This window comes from Nocardioides sp. B-3, assembly GCF_024703895.1.
Taxonomy (GTDB): Bacteria; Actinomycetota; Actinomycetes; order Propionibacteriales; family Nocardioidaceae; genus Nocardioides.
Genome location: NZ_CP087968.1, coordinates 2,350,979 through 2,366,341, shown reverse-complemented (window position 1 = coordinate 2,366,341; position 15,363 = coordinate 2,350,979). Strand labels below are relative to the sequence as shown.

The window sequence follows — 15,363 nt, the reverse complement described above, 5'->3', positions numbered from 1 at the left end:
CGTGCCGGGCCATCTCGGCCTCCAGCTCGGCACCCAAGCCCAGCGAGTCGTCGACGACGACCTCGCGGACGCGGTCGAGCCCACCGTCCAGGGGACTCGATCCAGCCGGCCGTGCGCTGGAGCCGGTCGGCCGTACGGATGTAGTACATGAGGAAGCGGTCGAGGTAGGAGATCAGCGTCTCCGTGTCGAGGTCGCCGGCGAGCAGCCGTGCGTGGGCCGGCACGGCGCCGCCGTTGCCGCCGACGTAGAGGTTCCACCCCTTCTCGGTGGCGATGACCCCGAAGTCCTTGCCGCGGGCCTCGGCGCACTCGCGCGCACAACCACTGACGCCGCCCTTGAGCTTGTGCGGGCTGCGCAAGCCGCGGTAGCGCAGCTCGAGCGCGATCGCGAGACCGACGCTGTCCTGCACGCCGAAGCGGCACCGAGGTCGAACCGACGCAGGACTTCACCGTCCGCAGCGACTTGCCGTAGGCGTGGCCGGACTCGAAGCCGGCGTCAACGAGCCGGCGCCAGATCGCGGGCAGCTCCTCCATCCGCGCACCGAACAGGTCGATCCGCTGGCCGCCGGTGATCTTCGTGTAGAGGTTGAAGTCGCGCGCGACCTCACCGATGACGATCAGCTTCTCGGGCGTGATCTCGCCGCCGGGGATACGCGGCACGACGGAGTAGGTGCCGTTGCGCTGGATGTTCGCGAGGTAGGCGTCGTTGGTGTCCTGCAGCTGCCGGTTGTCGCGGTCGAGCACGTGCCCGTTGAACTGGCTGGCCGGGATGCTGGCGATCGCGGGCTTGCAGATGTCGCAGCCGCGACCCGTGCCGTGGGACTCGACGATGTCGTCGAACCGCTTGTAGCCGTGCACCGCGACGACGTCGAAGAGCTCCTGCCGGCTGAGCCGGAAGTGCTCGCACAGCCCCTTGTCGACGACCTTGCCGACGCTCTCGAAGTGCTCCTCTATGATGTTCTTGACGACGCTGACACAGCTGCCGCAGGTGCTGCCGGCGCGGGTGCACTTCTTGACGTCGGCGACCGTCTCGCAGCCCTCCTCGCTGACCGCGTGCTTGATCTGCGCCTTGGTGACGTCGTTGCACGAGCAGACCTGCGCCTCGTCGGGCATCCCGATCGGCGCGGCGCCCGACGACGCGGGCAGGATCAGCGACTCCGGGTTGGCCGGGAGCGCGATGCCGCTGGCGACGAGCGGTCGGAGCACGCCGTACGCCGATGCGTCGCCGACGAGGATCCCGCCCAGCAACCGGGTGCCGTCCTCGCTGATCACGAGCTTCTTGTAGACGCCGGCGACGGCGTCGGAGTAGACGAGCTCGAGCGCGCCGTCGGTGGCGGCGAAGGCGTCACCGAAGCTGGCGACGTCGACGCCGAGCAGCTTGAGCTTGGTGGACATGTCGGCACCGGTGAACGCGCCCGGGCCCTCGAGGAGCGCGTCGACGACGACCTCGGCCATGGCGTAGCCGGGGGCGACCGGGCCGTACATCTTGCCGCCGGGAGCGGCGCACTCGCCGATGGCGAAGATGCTCGCGTCGGAGGTGCGGCACTGCTCGTCGACCGGGACGCCACCGCGCTCGGCGACGTCGAGGTTGCACTCGCGGGCCAAGGCGTCGCGGGGGCGGATGCCGGCGGAGAAGACGACGATCTCGACCGCTAGCGGCTCCTCGACGTCCTTGAACTTGAGGCCGCTGACGACTCCGTCGTCGTCGCCGTCGATCAGCTCGGTCATCACGCCCGTGTGGACGTTGAGCCCGAGCTGCTCGATGTGGCGCTTGAGCGTGGCCCCGCCGGCGTCGTCGATCTGGACCGCCATCAGCCGTGGCGCCATCTCGACGACGTGGGTCTGCACGCCGAGCTGGTGCAGGGCGTTGGCGGCCTCGAGACCGAGCAGCCCACCGCCGATGACCGCACCGGCGGTGGCCGTCGTCGACGCCTCGCGGATGGCCTCGAGGTCCTCGATGGTGCGGTAGACGAAGACGTTGTCGAGCTCCTTGCCGGGCACCGGGGGCACGAACGGGGCCGCACCGGTCGCCAGCACGACGGCGTCGTAGCCGATCGTGTGGACCGCGCCCGGGTTGGCGAGCGGCTCCTGCGTGGCGCGGGGGGCGGGCGAGACGTAGGTGACGGTGCGGGCCACCCGGTCGATCGCGGTGACGGCGGCGTCGAGGACGAGGCGCACGCGCGGGTCGTCGTACTCCCCCTTCGGGAGCAGTGACAGCTCGTCGGCGCTCTCGGCGGCGAAGAAGCTGGTCAGCGCGACGCGGTCGTAGGCCGCGCGCGGCTCCTCGCCGAGCACGACGATGTCGTGGGTCTCGGTCAGGCCGCGCTCGATGGCTGCCCTGGACGAAGCGGTGGCCGACCATGCCGTGGCCGACAACGACGAGTGTGGGGCGCAGGTGCGTCATGCAGTGACAGTAGGAAGGCCATGTTTTGGCGGGTGTTTCCCAATGTTTCGGGGAGGAAAACCCTCACTCACGCTCCTCACAGCACGCCGAGTCGGCGCAAGCTGCACGCCGAGTCGGCGCAAGTGGCACACCGAGTCGGCGCAAGTGGCACACCGAGTCGGCGCAAGCTACGGCAGCAGCAGCGCCGAGTCCCCGAACTCGTGCCACAGGTAGCCGTTCTCCACGGCCGCGTCGTACGCCGCCTGCGTGAGCGCCCGTCCGGCCACCGCCTCGACGAGGAGCAGGTGTGAGGCGTGCGGGTCGTGCCAGCCGGTGATCAGCCCGTCGACCACCTGCGGCCGGGCGGCCGGGGTGATGATGCGGTCGGTCCAGCCGCCGGCCTTCACGACGGCGCCGTCGCGCACCGCGGACTCGATCGCCCGGGTGGCCGTAGTGCCGACCGCGACCACCCGCCCGCCGCCGGCACGCGCGGCGTTGATCAACCTCGCGCTCGACTCCGGCACCTCGAACCACTCCGGCCCCGGCGCCTCGCCGGCCTCTCGGGAGGACACCCCGGTGTGCAGCGTGACCGGGGCGAAGGCGATGCCGCTGGCGACGAGCGTGGTGACCAGCGCCTCGGTGAAGGGACGTCCGGCCGAGGCCATCTCGGCGCTGCCCGGCTCCGGTCCCGAAGACCGTCTGGTAGGAGGCCGGGGGGATAGCGACGGTCGAGGTAGCCGTAGGCGATCGGTCTCCCCACACGTTCCAGCACCGCATCCGGGTCGCCTCGGACCCGCGCCCGCCAGAGCCTGTTCCCCTTCCCGGTCGGCGACGAGGTCGTCGGCCGGGGGCTCGGCCAGCGTCACGCGGACGTCGCCGACCTGCACGACGTCGCCGGGCACCGCATCGAGCACAGCGCACGCGGCATCGGGCGGAGCGCAGCTCGACCACCCGGTCGCCGTCGTCGAGCACGGCCGCGGCGTGCAGCACGATGGGCGCGCCGTACAGGGTCGCATCGATCTCACCGTTGACGGTGGCGGAGTTGTTGACGACGAGCACGTCGCCGGCCCGCAGGTGGTCGCGCAGGTCGTGGAAGCGGACATGGCTGATGCCGTCGCGCGTCCCCACCGAGAGCCGCACCCGGTCGCGCGCCAACCCGCGCCACTCGGCGGGCCGCGGCGCAAAGGAGGAGGCCTCGAAGTGGACGCCGGGTGCCTCGCTGAGGGTCGTCATCAGAAGTCCACCGCCTTGTAGCGCCCGGACGCCGGACGTGCGTCGAGCAGACGCAGCAGGCTCGGCACGACCGTCTCCGGCAACGGCAGGTCCGAGATGTCCTCGCCGGGGAACGCGTCCTGGTGCATCTGCGTGCGCATGTCGCCGGGGTCAACGGCGTACGCCGCAACGCCGGTCTCGGCACCGAAGGTGAGCGTCACATGGTCGAGGGCGGCCTTGCCGGCGCCGTACAGGCCCCACGTCTCGTAGTGGTTGACGGCCGCATCGGAGCTGATCGAGACGAGGGTCGACTCCCCCGGGCGCAGCCACGGCAGCAGCTCGCCGGTCAGCACGAGCGGGGCGCCGACATTGGTCCGCCGGGCGTCGGCCATGTCCGCGATCGTGATCTCGCCGAGGGTGCGCATCGGCAGCGGGCCGAGGGTGCTGGCGTTGTGGACGAGCAGGTCGAGCCGTCCCCGCTCCCACACCGCGTTGACGAGTGCGCTGCGGTGGTCGGCGTCGGTGATGTCACCGACGATCGCGTGTACGTCGGCGGGGAGGTCCGCCTCCTTGATGCGTCCCTCGTTCCTCCCGTCGGTGATGACGTGCCAGCCGTCGGCTGCCAGCGCCCCGGTCAGCGCGAGCCCGAGACCCGCGGTTCCTCCGGTGACGAGTGCCACCCGTGCTTGTGTATTCGTGGTCATGCAGCAATCATTAAAGTTAAAGTGAACTTGAGTTCAAGGGGAAACCATGGACAAGCGAGATGTGCTGTCGATCGGCGAGATCGTGGAGCGCAGCGGCTTCGCCGCGTCGGCCCTGCGCTTCTACGAGTCGGAGGGACTGATCCACGCCACCCGATCAGGTGGCGGTCAGCGACGATTCGAGCGAAGTGTGCTTCGCCGGCTCGCGTTCATCCGGGCCGCGTCCAACGTCGGGCTGACACTCGAGGAGATCAAGGACGAGCTCTCCCGCCTGCCCGCCAACCGCACGCCGACGAAGGCCGACTGGCACAAGATCTCCCAGCACTGGCGGGGCCGGCTCGATGAACAGATCTCCGCCCTCGAGCGGCTGAAGAGCGGGCTGGAGTCCTGCATCGGCTGCGGCTGCCTGAGCCTGCAGCGCTGCGCGTTCTCCAACCCGGGCGACTGGGTGGCCGGCTCCGAGAAGGCGCCCGGGGCGGGCCTCCTCCCCGACTCGCTGCGCAAGCCACACCCCACTCGGCGCTGACACCCTCGCGACTAGGCTCGCGACTCACACTCACGGGGGAGTCGTCTTGAATGCACGCGAGCGCGCGAAATATTTGGCCTACCGGATTCCGGTCCTGCGGCGCACCATGTCGCCGACCTATCCCTACAAGATCAACCCGGCGCAGCTCGCCGCGATGGTCGGCCTGATCGAAGCCACGCGCGGCACCGGTGCTGCGGTCGCGGAGGTCGGGGTCGCCCGGGGGCGACACGTCGGTCTTCCTGCTCGAGCACCTGCGCGACGTCGAGGACGAGCGCCGGCTGCACCTGTTCGACACGTTCTCCGGGTTCACCCCCCGACTCGATCGAGGTCGAGGTGAAAGAGCGCGGCAAGGATCCTCGTGAATACGACAAGTTCCGGTACGGCGACGCCCACCGCTTCGAGCGCAACCTCCGCAAGCAGGGCTACGACGCCTTCCGGATCGTGGAGGGCGATGCGAGCGCGTTCGACTGGTCGTCTCTGACGTCCGTGGGTGCGCTGCTGCTGGACATCGACGTCTATGAACCCACGATGAAGGTGCTCGAGGCCGTCTACCCGATGCTCGCGCCCGGCGGCGGGATCGTGCTCGACGACTGCCTGCCCGACAACCCGTGGGACGGCTCGCTCCGGGCCTATCGCGAGTTCATCGAGGCCCGCGGGCTCCCGTTCATCCGGGTCGGCCACAAGGGTGCGCTGGTACGCGGTCCCGAGGTCATTCGCTAGCGCGGCCGGTCAACTTGCGCCGACTCGGCTGTCAACTTGCGCCGACTCGGCTGTCAGCTTGCGCCGACTCGGCCAGCAGGCGCCGCACGACCGACTCGCAGCCACCACACCCGGTGGTCGCGCGGGTGGACTCGCGACAGGACTCGAACGACGAGCACGCCCGGATCGAGCCGGCCGAGACCCCCCCGCACGCGCAGACCTCGGCATCGTCCGGCAGCGCCACCGGCGCGGAGGCCGGTTCCCCGAGGAGCAGCTGACCCGGCTCGTCGGGCCCGAGCACCGTCCCCCGGTCGTAGAGCTGGGTGATCAGCCCGACGCGCGACAGGTCGCCGACGAGCGCCGCGGCCACGATCACGCCGCCCTCGACGACCAGCCGTCGGTGCGAGCCCGCGATCGGGTTGGTCATCTCGACCACCTCGCCGGTCGCCCGCTCGGGATCGCCGAGCACGGCCACCTCGAGGTCGGTGGCGCGCAGCCGCGCGACGCTGCGCGACCCGTCGTAGCGAGTGGTGCCACCGGTGAGCACGTCGGCGAGCACGACCGCCTGCTCCCGGGCCGGCGGCACGAAGCCGGTGACGCGACGCCGGTGCTCGGCGCAGTCGCCGATCGCGTGGATGCGGTCGTCGGTGACCGAGCGCAGGGACGAGTCGACGACGACTCCTCGCCGTACCATCAGCTCGGCCCGCCGGGCGAGCGCCGTCGACGGCCGCCCACCGGCGGTGAGCACGACCAGTCGGCGCTGAGCTCGTAGCCGGTGTCGAGCCGCACGCCCTCGTCCGTCATCCGGATCGCGCGGGCACCGGTGTAGACGGCCGTGCCGAGCCGCCGCAGGTCGCGCGCGAGCACGCGCCCGCCGGGCTCACCCAGCTGCGAGGCGAGCAGGTGCTCGGCGCCCTCCACGATCTCGGTGTGCAGGCCGCGGATCGACAGCGCCCGCGCGACCCGGAGGCCGAGCAGGCCGCCGCCGACGACCACGGCACGAGCGTCGGGCACCGCGGCCTTGTCGAGCCCACGGCAGTCGGCGATCGAGCGGAAGGCGTGCACCTTCGGGTGCAGCGAGCCGTCGAAGCGCACCAGCCCCCGGATCGGCGGCAGCGTCGGGATGGACCCGGTCGCGAGCACGAGCTTGTCGAAGGCGATGCGGGTGCCGTCGACGAGCATCACCTCACCGGCCGGCCGGTCGATCTCGAGGACGCGCGCCGAGGCGCAAGTCGACGCCCTGCTCGGCGAACCACGACGCCGGCCGCAGCGTGATCGCGTCGACGCTGTGCGTCCCCTCGAGCACGGCGGACAGCAGGATCCGGTTGTACGGCGCATGCGGCTCGTCCGCAAGCACCGTCACCGTCCCGGCATAGGAGCGAGAGACGAGCTCCTCCACGAAGCGCACCGCGGCCATGCCGCCGCCGACGACGACGAGGCGTTCGGACGTCGTCATGCGGTGACCGCCGCTGCGCACACCTTGAACTCAGGCATCCGCGAGGCCGGGTCGAGCGCGTCGTTGGTGAGCCGGTTGGCGCCGACCCAGTGGAAGGGCACGAAGATCGTGTCCGGCCGGATGGTCGTGACCACCCGGGCGGGCGCGCTCATCGAGCCGCGCCTCGTCGCGACGGTCACGGGCGAACCGTCGACCGCGCCGATGCGCCCTGCCAGCATCGGGTGCAGCTCGACGAAGGGCCCGGTGTCGGGGAGATCGCGCACCCGACGAGTCTGCGCGCCGGACTGGTACTGCGCGAGCACGCGCCCCGTCGTGAGATGGACCGGGAAGTCGCTGTCCGGGACCTCGGCCGGTCCGCGGTGCTCGACGGCAAGGAACCGGGCCAGCCCATCGGGGTGGGCGAAGGAGTCCACGAACATGTGCGGAGTCCCCGGATGAGAAGCGGTCGGGCACGGCCAGAACACCCCGTGCTCGGACCGGATCCGGTCGTAGGTGATGCCGGCGTAGTCGGCCTTGCCGCCGGCGGACGCGCGCCCCAGCTCCTCGAAGATCTCCTCGGGGTCGGTCGAAAATGAGATGGGCGATCCCAGCCGCGACGCCGGGCCCGCGATCACGTCGAGGTCCGACCACACCCCCGTCGGCGGCGAGACCGCGCGCTGCCGCAGGATCACCCGGCCCTCGAGGTTGGTCATGGTGCCGGTCTCCTCGGCCCACTGCGTCACGGGCAGCACGACGTCCGCGATGGCGGCGGTCTCGGACAGCACGATGTCGGCGACCACCAGCAGGTCGAGCGCCTCGAGCCGCGACGTCACGTGCGTCGCGTTGGGCGCGGAGACCACGATGTTGGACCCGAAGACGAGCAGTGCGGAGGGTCCGTCCTCCTGACCCGGGGCGTCCAGCAGCTCGTACGCCGATCGCCCCTTGCCGGGCAGGGAATCAGCAGCCACCCCCCACACGCCCGCGACGTGCGATCGCGCGGCCGGGTCGTCGATCATCCGGTAGCCCGGCAGCTGGTCGGCCTTCTGGCCGTGCTCGCGCCCGCCCCGGCCGTTGCCCCGGCCGGTCAGGCAGCCGTAGCCCGCTCCCGGCTTTCCGGGCATCCCCAGTGCCAGCGCGACATTGATCCAGGCCAGCACCGTGTCCGAGCCGGTCGCGTGCTGCTCCGCCCCGCGCGCCGTCAGCACCATGACCTTGCCGGCACCCGCCAGCAGGGCAGCCAGCTCGCGCACCTCCGACGCGGGCACACCGGTGACGCGTTCGACGCGCTCCGGCCACCACGCGCCGACCGAGTCGCGCACGGCCTCCCAACCGCTGGTGCGGGCGGAGATGTAGTCCGTGTCCACCGGGTCGCCCACCACCAGCAGGTGCAGCACTCCGAGCGCCAGCGCCGGGTCGGATCCCGGGACCGGCTGCACGAACACGTCGGCACGGTCCGCGGTCGCCGTACGCCGCGGGTCGATCACCACGACCCGGCCCCCGCGCTCCCGGAGGGCGTCGAGGTGGCGCGCCGCGGGCGGCATCGTCTCGGCCATGTTGGACCCGACGAGCACGACGACGTCGGCCTCCTCGATGTCCGCGAGCGGGAACGGCAGGCCGCGATCGAGACCGAAGGCCCGCGTCCCGGCCGAGGCGGCCGACGACATGCACCAGCGGCCGTTGTAGTCGATCTGCGAGGTGCCGACCGCGACCCGGGCGAACTTCCCGAGCTGGTAGGCCTTCTCGTTGGTGAGCCCGCCGCCACCGAAGACGCCGACCGTGTCCTTGCCGTGCTCGGCCTGCAGGGCGCTGAGCCTCGAGGCGATCGTGTCGAGCGCCTCGTCCCAGCTGACCGGGGTGAACTCCCCGGTCGCCCGGTCGCGCAGCAAGGGTGTGGTGAGCCGCTCGCGACCGGCGTACAGACCGGCAGCGCTCCATCCCTTGCGGCACAACGCACCGCGGTTGACCGGAAACTCGTCCCATGTCTCGACGACTGGGGTGATGCGTCCGGTCAACCGCATGCCTGCACTGCAGCGAGCAGTAGGGACAGTGCGTGGTGGTCATCAGATGTTGGCTCCCGCAAGGCTCGGCGCACGACCCGCGAAGCTGACCGTGCGGACGTAGACGAAACAGGTCGTGGCCGGGCAGACCACGTAGAAGCCAGTGAACACCCCGAAGGCGACCTTGACCGCCGAGACCGGGTCCTCGATCCACGGAGCACCGAACGTCATCGGGATCAGGAAGCCGCCCAGCGCGCCGATCGCGCCGGCGATGCCGATGACGGCGCTGGACTCCTTGGTCGCCTTGAGCATCGCGGCACCCCGCGGTCTCGGGGGTGGCGTTGCGTCGAGCCCGGTTGGCCGGGATCAGCGGGATCATCCGGTAGGTCGACCCGTTGCCGATGCCCGTGGCCGCGAAGACGAAGAGGAAGGCCGCGAGGAAGAACGGGAAGATGTCGGAGTTGGCGTTGACGGCCGTGACGACCGCGTCGGAGTACTGGAACGTCGCCGGGTCGGGCGCCGGGGCACCGGCCGGGGGCTTGGGTACGGCGGTGAGCAGCGTCAACGTGTAGATCACTGCGATGGTGCCGACGATCATGGCGACGAACGTCCAGAGGGTGACCCGCGCCCCGCCGTACTTGTCAGCCAGCCAGCCACCGAGGGGGCGCGCGACCGAGCCGACGAGGGCACCGAGGAAGGCGTAGTAGGCGAAGTTGATGCCGATGCCCGGGACCGTCGGCAGGGGCTGGTTCCAGAAGTTGAGCTTGATCAGCAGCGGCATCGCGGCGGAGTAGCCGATGAAGGATCCGAAGGTGCCGATGTAGAGGAACGACATCACCCGGGTGTGCTTGTACTTGAGCACCTTCATCTGCTCGCGCGGGCTCGACTTGGCCCCGGACAGGTTGTTCATGAAGAAGAAGGCGGAGACCCCGGCGACGACGGCGAGGACGGCGTAGAGGTAGCCCGCGCGCTCGAGGTGGAAGCCACCCTCGCTGGCCCGGACCGGGCCGAAGACGCCCGCCCCGCCGACGATGATCGGCAGGAAGAACTGGATGACGGCGACGCCGAGGTTGCCGCCGGCCGCGTTCAGGCCGAGCGCCATCCCCTTCTTCTTGGTGGGGTAGAAGAAGTTGATGTTGGCCATCGAGCTGGCGAAGTTGCCGCCGCCGAGACCCGCCGTCGCGGCGATCAGGCAGAACACCCAGTAGGGCGTCTCGGGGTGCTGCACGGCCCACGCGAAGAGCAGCGTCGGGACGAGCAGCGCCATGGCGCTGACGATCGTCCAGTTGCGACCGCCGAACTTCGGCACCGCGAAGGTGTAGGGCAGCCGGATCAGCGCGCCGATCAGGTTGGGGATCGCGACCAGCAGGAAGAGCTGGCTCACCGTGAACGTGAAGCCGGCCTTCGGCAGCAGCGCCGCGCTGACCGACCACAGCAGCCAGACCGAGAAGCCGAGGTGCTCGGAGAAGATCGACCGGGTCAGGTTGCGCTTGGCGACCTGCGTGCCGGTCGACTCCCAGAAGGCGTCGTCCTCGGGGGTCCAGTGGTCGATGGTGACGCCGCCTCGGTAGGCGGACTCAGGGGGCAACGCGGTGGTGGTCATGGGAGCGACTCCTCGATTCAGGGGTATGCCGGAACCGTAGGAAGCCGAGGTTTCGCGTTCGCGTCCGTTTGTTTCACGCAGGAGTCAACTTGTCCTCACGACCTCACGGCGGGCTATAGGGTCATCCCATGCCAGCCGCCGTCGTCATCGTCGCCGCGGGCTCGGGCACCCGCGTCGGGGCCGAGGTCAACAAGGTCCTGCTCCCCCTCGGCGACCGTCCGGTCCTCGCCCGGTCGGTGCGCGACGCCCTCGCCGCCACTGACGTACGCCGCATCGTGGTCGTCATCCGTCCCGCGGACCGCAGCGCCGTGGCGGATGCGCTCGCCCTGTTCCTCGGCGACGCGGAGGTCGTGCTCGTCGACGGCGGCGAGACCCGGCACGCCTCGGAGTGGGCGGCCCTGCAGCACCTCGCACCGGGGATCGAGTCCGGCGAGGTGGACCCGGTGGCGATCCACGACGGCGCCCGCCCCCTCGCCGGGGCCGCACTCTTCGACGCGACGTTGGTCGCCGCCCGGGAGCACGGCGGCGCGATCCCGGTGGTCCCCGCGCACGGGCTGATGACGACCGGGCTGGTGCCGCTCGTCGGCGAGCACGGCGCCGTACAGACTCCGCAGGCGTTTCGTGCCGACCTGCTGCTGGCCGCCCACCGCGCAGCGGCCGGGTCGGGCTTCGAGGGCACCGACACCGCGGCGGTGCTCGCGTCGCACGGTGACGTCGAGATCGCCGCCGTCCCCAGCAGCGCGCGCAACCTGAAGATCACGTTCCCCGAGGACGTGGCCCTCGCCGAACGGCTGCTGTAGCCAGTCAGCGGGCGGTGAGCGCCTCGAGCACGGCGATCTCCTCGGCAGTGCTCACGCGACGGGCGGACGCGGGAGCCTCGACCAGCACGACCGGGTGATCCCCAGCCAACCGCGCGACGAGCGCGACGAGGTCGGAGCCCGGGTCGTCGACGAGGGTCGAAGCGACGGACGGGGGCAGCACCACCGGCGACGCCACGGACACCAGCTCGGAACGGTCCACCGTGGCACCCACCCGGGCCGTCGGCGAGCTCCTTGATCGTGTCCGTGACCGGCCGGGTGCCGACCACGACGACGTCGTCGGCCAGCGAGCGGCGTACGCACGAGGCGATGAACTCGGCGGGCGTCATCGGGCACAGCGAGTCGTGCAGGACGACCGGTTCGCCGGAGCGGCGGACCGCATCCGTGTGATGCCCGAGTCGAGGGGCGTCACGCCGGCATCGCCGAGCGCCCGAGCCGCGCAGGCTACGAGCGCCTCGCCATGGATCAACGAGTAGGGCAGCGAGCCGCGGTCCTGGTCGAGCAGGATCCCGAGCGCCGGGGGTGTCTCATCGTCGAAGTAGTCCATCGCCCGCCCAACCTAAATGCGCTCCGCCGGTCCAAATGCAGTGGGGCCCCGGCATCAGCCGGGGCCCCACTGGTAGATCAGTGCGTCAGGACGCGAGCACCTCGTCGAGGATGGCCTCGGCCTTGTCCTCGTTGGTGTGCTCGGCGAGCGCGAGCTCGGAGACGAGGATCTGGCGAGCCTTCGCCAGCATCCGCTTCTCGCCGGCCGACAGGCCGCGGTCGCGCTCACGGCGCCACAGGTCGCGGACGACCTCGGCCACCTTCATGACGTCGCCGGAGTGGAGCTTCTCGAGGTTGGCCTTGTAGCGGCGCGACCAGTTGGTCGGCTCCTCGACGTGCGCCGCGCGCAGGACGTCGAACACGCGCTCGAGGCCCTCCTTGTCGACCACGTCGCGGACACCCACGAGGTCGAGGTTCATGGCCGGGACCCGCACGACCGGGTCCTGCTGGGCAACGATCCGAAGGACGAGGTATTCCCGGTCCTCACCCTTGATCGTCCGCGTCTCGATCTCTTCGATGACAGCGGCCCCGTGATTTGGGTAAACAACCGTTTCGCCGACGGTGAAAGTCATGTATTTGTACCCCTTCCTAGGTGACCAGTCTAACACGGCACCGGTGACCCTCCGACATCGTTTGCGCAGGTCAGAGGCCACATGCGATCTTGACAGACGGGCATTCGTATGGTCCGGGCGGACAGGTTTCGCCCGTCCCGACACCCGCAACGTCCCCTCGCAGGGCCCAGATGTGGACATACTGCGTCCCATGTCGCCCCTCAAGCGTCTGCGCAAGCGTGCCTCCGCGGACGCTCCTGTCGGTACGCCGCACGCCGATCCCGCTCCGACGCCTCCACCCCCGCCGGCGCGGGTCGAGGACGTCGAGAAGCACCCGTTCAGGCTGGGCGAGACCCTGCCGGTGCTGCTGCTGAAGGCCGCGCACCCCAAGCAGGCCGTCCTCACTGCTGCCGGCCTCGCGATCGCGGCCGGCATCGCGGGGCGGCCGCTGCGCGAGATCGGCCCGGTCTTCGTCACCGTGCTGGCCGGACAGACCATGCTCGGCTGGGACAACGACTAGTCGACCGCGTGCGCGACGAGCGCCACGACATCGATGGCAAGCCGATCGGCAGCGGTCTGCTCGACCCCGGCACGGCGTGGTTCAGCGTGACCTGCGCGCTGCTCCTCGTCGTACCCCTCGCCCTCAGCGCCGGCTCGCGCGGGTGGCACCTACCTGATCGCCTTGCTGATCGGCTTCATCGCCAACCGGTTCCTGCGCGGCAGCGCACTGTCCTTCGTGCCGTGGGTGCTGCAGTTCGCCCTCTACCCCGCCTACCTCGCGTACGGCGGATGGAACGGCACCGGAGCGGACACCCCGCCCACCGTGGTGATGACCGTGCTGGCCGGGCTGCTCGGGCTGGGCGTGCACTTCCTGCGCTCGCTGCCCGGGCTGGTGCCCGACAACCGGGACGGCCTGCGCTCGCTGCCGCTGCGCTTCGCGCTCAAGATCGGGGCGCCGCGACTGCTCGTCCTGTCGGGTGTCTTCACGGCCGCCGTCGTTGTGGCCCAACTCATCGCGGGACAGGCGATCGGACTGACCTGAGTCGACGCTAGGCTGTGCGCCATGCAGTTCCGACGCTCCTTCGCGCTCACGACCGCCGCCGTCGCACTGGCCACGACCGGCCTGTCCTCGTGCGGCTTCGACTACGCGACCGACCGCTACTACACCCCCAGCGTGGGGACCAACGACCACGACGGCACCGTCAAGGTGCTCGCGGCCGTGGTCGTGTCCACTGAGCCGGGGTCGGGCACGTTCGTCGCCTCGCTCTCCAACCGCGACCGGGACACCGACGTCTCGCTCACCGAGCTCTCGCTGACCGGCGGCACGCCCGTCGAGCTCGAGCCCGTCGTGGTGCCGAAGGGCGGCCCGGTCAACCTCGGCCGAGCCGGCCGCCGACCTGAAGCTCACCGGCGAGTTCGAGGCCGGCAACTTCGTCGAGGTCTCGCTCGGCTTCGACAACGGTGAGCGCGTCGTCATGGACGTGCCGGTCGTGGAGAACGACGGCTACTACGCCGACCTCGACGGCCCCGCGCCGGCCGAGGAGCCCACCGAAGAAGCCGAGCACTCCGAGTCGGAGCACTGAGCCTGATGACCTACACCCCGGTCCTGCTCCGCCACGGCGAGAGCGACTGGAACGCCAAGAACCTCTTCACCGGCTGGGTCGATGTCGACCTGACCGACAAGGGCCGCGCCGAAGCCGTCCGGGGCGGCGAGCTGCTCGTGGCCGCCGGGCTCCTCCCGGACGTGGTGCACACCTCGCTGCAACGGCGCGCCATCACCACCGCGCACCTCTCCCTCGACGCCGCCGACCGCCACTGGATCCCGGTGAAGCGCTCGTGGCGCCTCAACGAGCGCCACTACGGCGCGCTCCGGGGCAAGGACAAGAAGCAGACGCTCGAGGAGTACGGCGAGGAGCAGTTCATGCTCTGGCGCCGCTCGTTCGACACCCCTCCCCCGCCGCTCGACGACTCCTCGGAGTTCTCGCAGGCCGGCGACCCGCGCTACGCCGACCTCGGCGACGACCTGCCGCGCACCGAGTGCCTCAAGGACGTCATCGCCCGCTTCCTGCCCTACTGGGAATCCGCGATCGTCCCCGACCTGCAGGCCGGCCAGACCGTCCTCGTCGCCGCCCACGGCAACTCCCTGCGCGCGCTGGTCAAGCACCTCGACGGGATCTCCGACGAGGACATCGCCGGGCTCAACATCCCGACCGGGATGCCGCTGCTCTACCGCCTCGACGAGTCGCTCAAGCCGACCGTGGCCGGTGGCGAGTACCTCGACCCCGAGGCCGCTGCTGCCGCCGCCGCGGCCGTGGCGAACCGGGGTCGCTGAGCAGTCGAGAGCGAAGCTCTCGGCGTCGCTCAGGGAGATTGAGCAAGCCCCGCGGCTGAGGAACGAAGCCGCGACGGGCGCGACGAAATTCGGCTGAGCAGTCCGGGCCGAAGAACACCGCGCCCGGCCTCACCACGCGTTGGGTCGCGGCGTGAACTCGTCCGCGGTGGGCTCGACCGCGATGCCCCCGCTGGCAGGCGTGCCGGTCTGCGTGTAGCAGCGCGGCTGGTGACCGTCCGGGGCCTCGTTCCACGTCGACCGGTGGGCGAAGCACGGTCGGTCGACGCCTTCGCCGATGTAGACCGAGTAGGCGGGCTCGGCCGGCGCGATCGGCTCCGGCTGCGCCTGCACGGCGGCCGGCACGATCAGGATGGCGGCGATGGCGGCGGCCCCTGCGCTGCCCGCGGCTGCCGACGGCCACCACCAGCGGCGTGAGTCCGAGCTGAGCGAGTAGCTGTTCATGAGGATCTCCTTGGCGAGTGGGGCCGGATGCCCCGGATGCCCTCAGTTCTGGCACCGCCGGGTATCAACCCCGCTCCACGCCGGTACTGCACTGGTAT

19 protein-coding genes and 5 pseudogenes are annotated in these 15,363 nt (G+C 70.7%); 10 read left to right on the top strand and 14 right to left on the bottom strand.

The genetic code is table 11. The features are described from left to right. Window positions 1-152: 152 nt before the first annotated feature. The 5 genes and pseudogenes from LP418_RS15670 to LP418_RS15655 all read right to left on the bottom strand — a co-directional run. Window positions 153-410, bottom strand: a pseudogene (locus LP418_RS15670) (nitrite reductase (NAD(P)H)); the annotation flags it as partial. A 73-nt stretch (window positions 411-483) separates the two neighbouring features. Continuing rightward, window positions 484-2,295, bottom strand: a pseudogene (gene nirB, locus LP418_RS15665) (nitrite reductase large subunit NirB); the annotation flags it as partial. 276 nt (window positions 2,296-2,571) lie between these two features. Next, entirely contained in the window at window positions 2,572-3,297 is a 726-nt protein-coding gene (locus LP418_RS15660; RefSeq protein ID WP_257952770.1) for an S-adenosylmethionine:tRNA ribosyltransferase-isomerase, read from the bottom strand. Window positions 3,298-3,451: 154 nt separating this feature from the next. Next, window positions 3,452-3,616: pseudogene (locus LP418_RS33580) on the bottom strand (hypothetical protein); the annotation flags it as partial. Beyond that, entirely contained in the window at window positions 3,616-4,299 is a 684-nt protein-coding gene (locus LP418_RS15655; protein WP_257952769.1) for an SDR family NAD(P)-dependent oxidoreductase, read from the bottom strand. The gene LP418_RS15655 and the pseudogene LP418_RS33580, both read right to left, overlap by 1 nt. Before the next feature lie 46 nt (window positions 4,300-4,345). Between LP418_RS15655 and soxR the strand changes: the two genes are divergently transcribed. The 3 genes from soxR to LP418_RS15640 are packed head-to-tail and all read left to right on the top strand — an operon-like array spanning window position 4,346 to window position 5,542. Next, the gene (gene soxR / locus LP418_RS15650) at window positions 4,346-4,822 is read left to right on the top strand and encodes a redox-sensitive transcriptional activator SoxR (RefSeq protein ID WP_257952768.1); all 477 of its coding nucleotides are present in this window, start codon (window positions 4,346-4,348) and stop codon (window positions 4,820-4,822) included. Between the two features lie 46 nt (window positions 4,823-4,868). Continuing rightward, on the top strand, window positions 4,869-5,159 hold the full coding sequence (locus tag LP418_RS15645) for a hypothetical protein (protein WP_257952767.1): 291 nt from the start codon (window positions 4,869-4,871) through the stop codon (window positions 5,157-5,159). Then, on the top strand, window positions 5,156-5,542 hold the full coding sequence (locus tag LP418_RS15640; RefSeq protein WP_257952766.1) for a TylF/MycF family methyltransferase: 387 nt from the start codon (window positions 5,156-5,158) through the stop codon (window positions 5,540-5,542). Before LP418_RS15645 ends, LP418_RS15640 begins: the two co-directional genes overlap by 4 nt. Window positions 5,543-5,573: 31 nt before the next feature. Here the strand turns inward: LP418_RS15640 and LP418_RS30980 are convergent. The 4 genes and pseudogenes from LP418_RS30980 to LP418_RS15615 all read right to left on the bottom strand — a co-directional run bounded on the left by LP418_RS30980 (window position 5,574) and on the right by LP418_RS15615 (window position 9,265). Beyond that, window positions 5,574-6,703 (bottom strand): annotated as a pseudogene (locus LP418_RS30980) (FAD-dependent oxidoreductase). Between the two features lie 4 nt (window positions 6,704-6,707). Beyond that, complete coding sequence (locus tag LP418_RS15625; protein WP_257952765.1) at window positions 6,708-6,977, bottom strand: FAD-dependent oxidoreductase; 270 nt, start codon at window positions 6,975-6,977, stop codon at window positions 6,708-6,710. Then, window positions 6,974-8,974 carry a molybdopterin oxidoreductase family protein gene (locus LP418_RS15620; protein ID WP_257952764.1) on the bottom strand — a complete coding sequence of 667 codons (2,001 nt, stop codon included), beginning with the start codon at window positions 8,972-8,974 and terminating at the stop codon, window positions 6,974-6,976. Before LP418_RS15620 ends, LP418_RS15625 begins: the two co-directional genes overlap by 4 nt. Window positions 8,975-9,016: 42 nt before the next feature. After that, window positions 9,017-9,265: a hypothetical protein gene (locus LP418_RS15615; protein WP_257952763.1), complete on the bottom strand. Its 249-nt coding sequence runs from the start codon at window positions 9,263-9,265 to the stop codon at window positions 9,017-9,019. A 95-nt stretch (window positions 9,266-9,360) separates the two neighbouring features. Between LP418_RS15615 and LP418_RS15610 the strand changes: the two genes are divergently transcribed. After that, on the top strand, window positions 9,361-9,525 hold the full coding sequence (locus LP418_RS15610; protein WP_257952762.1) for a hypothetical protein: 165 nt from the start codon (window positions 9,361-9,363) through the stop codon (window positions 9,523-9,525). Window positions 9,526-9,569: 44 nt separating this feature from the next. Here LP418_RS15610 and LP418_RS15605 read toward each other — a convergent pair. Continuing rightward, window positions 9,570-10,556, bottom strand: a pseudogene (locus LP418_RS15605) (MFS transporter); the annotation flags it as partial. Window positions 10,557-10,684: 128 nt separating this feature from the next. On the opposite strand from LP418_RS15605, the gene LP418_RS15600 reads away from it, so the two are divergent. Next, window positions 10,685-11,356 carry an IspD/TarI family cytidylyltransferase gene (locus tag LP418_RS15600; RefSeq protein WP_257952761.1) on the top strand — a complete coding sequence of 224 codons (672 nt, stop codon included), beginning with the start codon at window positions 10,685-10,687 and terminating at the stop codon, window positions 11,354-11,356. A 4-nt stretch (window positions 11,357-11,360) separates the two neighbouring features. On the opposite strand, the gene LP418_RS15595 is transcribed toward LP418_RS15600, so the two are convergent. Continuing rightward, complete coding sequence (locus LP418_RS15595) at window positions 11,361-11,576, bottom strand: hypothetical protein (protein ID WP_257952760.1); 216 nt, start codon at window positions 11,574-11,576, stop codon at window positions 11,361-11,363. Window position 11,577: 1 nt separating this feature from the next. Here LP418_RS15595 and LP418_RS15590 point away from each other — a divergent pair, with 1 nt between their 5' ends. Continuing rightward, window positions 11,578-11,850: a hypothetical protein gene (locus LP418_RS15590; RefSeq protein ID WP_257952759.1), complete on the top strand. Its 273-nt coding sequence runs from the start codon at window positions 11,578-11,580 to the stop codon at window positions 11,848-11,850. Between the two features lie 156 nt (window positions 11,851-12,006). On the opposite strand, the gene LP418_RS15585 is transcribed toward LP418_RS15590, so the two are convergent. Continuing rightward, window positions 12,007-12,492 carry a CarD family transcriptional regulator gene (locus tag LP418_RS15585; protein WP_257952758.1) on the bottom strand — a complete coding sequence of 162 codons (486 nt, stop codon included), beginning with the start codon at window positions 12,490-12,492 and terminating at the stop codon, window positions 12,007-12,009. 190 nt (window positions 12,493-12,682) lie between these two features. Between LP418_RS15585 and LP418_RS15580 the strand changes: the two genes are divergently transcribed. Then, window positions 12,683-12,991 carry a hypothetical protein gene (locus LP418_RS15580; RefSeq protein WP_257952757.1) on the top strand — a complete coding sequence of 103 codons (309 nt, stop codon included), beginning with the start codon at window positions 12,683-12,685 and terminating at the stop codon, window positions 12,989-12,991. Here LP418_RS15580 and LP418_RS15575 read toward each other — a convergent pair. Continuing rightward, the gene (locus tag LP418_RS15575; protein ID WP_257952756.1) at window positions 12,988-13,140 is read right to left on the bottom strand and encodes a hypothetical protein; all 153 of its coding nucleotides are present in this window, start codon (window positions 13,138-13,140) and stop codon (window positions 12,988-12,990) included. The two genes, LP418_RS15580 and LP418_RS15575, sit on opposite strands and share 4 nt — an antisense overlap. A gap of 13 nt (window positions 13,141-13,153) precedes the next feature. On the opposite strand from LP418_RS15575, the gene LP418_RS15570 reads away from it, so the two are divergent. The 3 genes from LP418_RS15570 to LP418_RS15560 all read left to right on the top strand — a co-directional run bounded on the left by LP418_RS15570 (window position 13,154) and on the right by LP418_RS15560 (window position 14,803). Then, complete coding sequence (locus tag LP418_RS15570; RefSeq protein ID WP_257952755.1) at window positions 13,154-13,513, top strand: hypothetical protein; 360 nt, start codon at window positions 13,154-13,156, stop codon at window positions 13,511-13,513. A 21-nt stretch (window positions 13,514-13,534) separates the two neighbouring features. After that, window positions 13,535-13,936 carry a hypothetical protein gene (locus LP418_RS15565; RefSeq protein WP_257952754.1) on the top strand — a complete coding sequence of 134 codons (402 nt, stop codon included), beginning with the start codon at window positions 13,535-13,537 and terminating at the stop codon, window positions 13,934-13,936. A 123-nt stretch (window positions 13,937-14,059) separates the two neighbouring features. Continuing rightward, the gene (locus LP418_RS15560) at window positions 14,060-14,803 is read left to right on the top strand and encodes a phosphoglyceromutase (RefSeq protein ID WP_257952753.1); all 744 of its coding nucleotides are present in this window, start codon (window positions 14,060-14,062) and stop codon (window positions 14,801-14,803) included. A gap of 129 nt (window positions 14,804-14,932) precedes the next feature. Here LP418_RS15560 and LP418_RS15555 read toward each other — a convergent pair whose 3' ends face one another. Next, window positions 14,933-15,265, bottom strand: a complete 333-nt coding sequence (locus tag LP418_RS15555; protein ID WP_257952752.1) for a hypothetical protein — start codon at window positions 15,263-15,265, stop codon at window positions 14,933-14,935. Window positions 15,266-15,363: the final 98 nt, after the last annotated feature.

Bases quoted from the DNA above. Each gene is read 5' to 3' on its own strand.
- LP418_RS15565 (WP_257952754.1), top strand. From the start codon at position 13,535: ATGCAGTTCCGACGCTCCTTCGCGCTCACGACCGCCGCCGTCGCACTG.
- LP418_RS15615 (WP_257952763.1), bottom strand. From the start codon at position 9,265: ATGCTCAAGGCGACCAAGGAGTCCAGCGCCGTCATCGGCATCGCCGGC.
- LP418_RS15580 (WP_257952757.1), top strand. From the start codon at position 12,683: ATGTCGCCCCTCAAGCGTCTGCGCAAGCGTGCCTCCGCGGACGCTCCT.
- LP418_RS15600 (WP_257952761.1), top strand. From the start codon at position 10,685: ATGCCAGCCGCCGTCGTCATCGTCGCCGCGGGCTCGGGCACCCGCGTC.
- soxR (WP_257952768.1), top strand. From the start codon at position 4,346: ATGGACAAGCGAGATGTGCTGTCGATCGGCGAGATCGTGGAGCGCAGC.
- LP418_RS15560 (WP_257952753.1), top strand. From the start codon at position 14,060: ATGACCTACACCCCGGTCCTGCTCCGCCACGGCGAGAGCGACTGGAAC.
- LP418_RS15655 (WP_257952769.1), bottom strand. From the start codon at position 4,299: ATGACCACGAATACACAAGCACGGGTGGCACTCGTCACCGGAGGAACC.
- LP418_RS15625 (WP_257952765.1), bottom strand. From the start codon at position 6,977: ATGACGACGTCCGAACGCCTCGTCGTCGTCGGCGGCGGCATGGCCGCG.
- LP418_RS15620 (WP_257952764.1), bottom strand. From the start codon at position 8,974: ATGCGGTTGACCGGACGCATCACCCCAGTCGTCGAGACATGGGACGAG.
- LP418_RS15555 (WP_257952752.1), bottom strand. From the start codon at position 15,265: ATGAACAGCTACTCGCTCAGCTCGGACTCACGCCGCTGGTGGTGGCCG.
- LP418_RS15585 (WP_257952758.1), bottom strand. From the start codon at position 12,492: ATGACTTTCACCGTCGGCGAAACGGTTGTTTACCCAAATCACGGGGCC.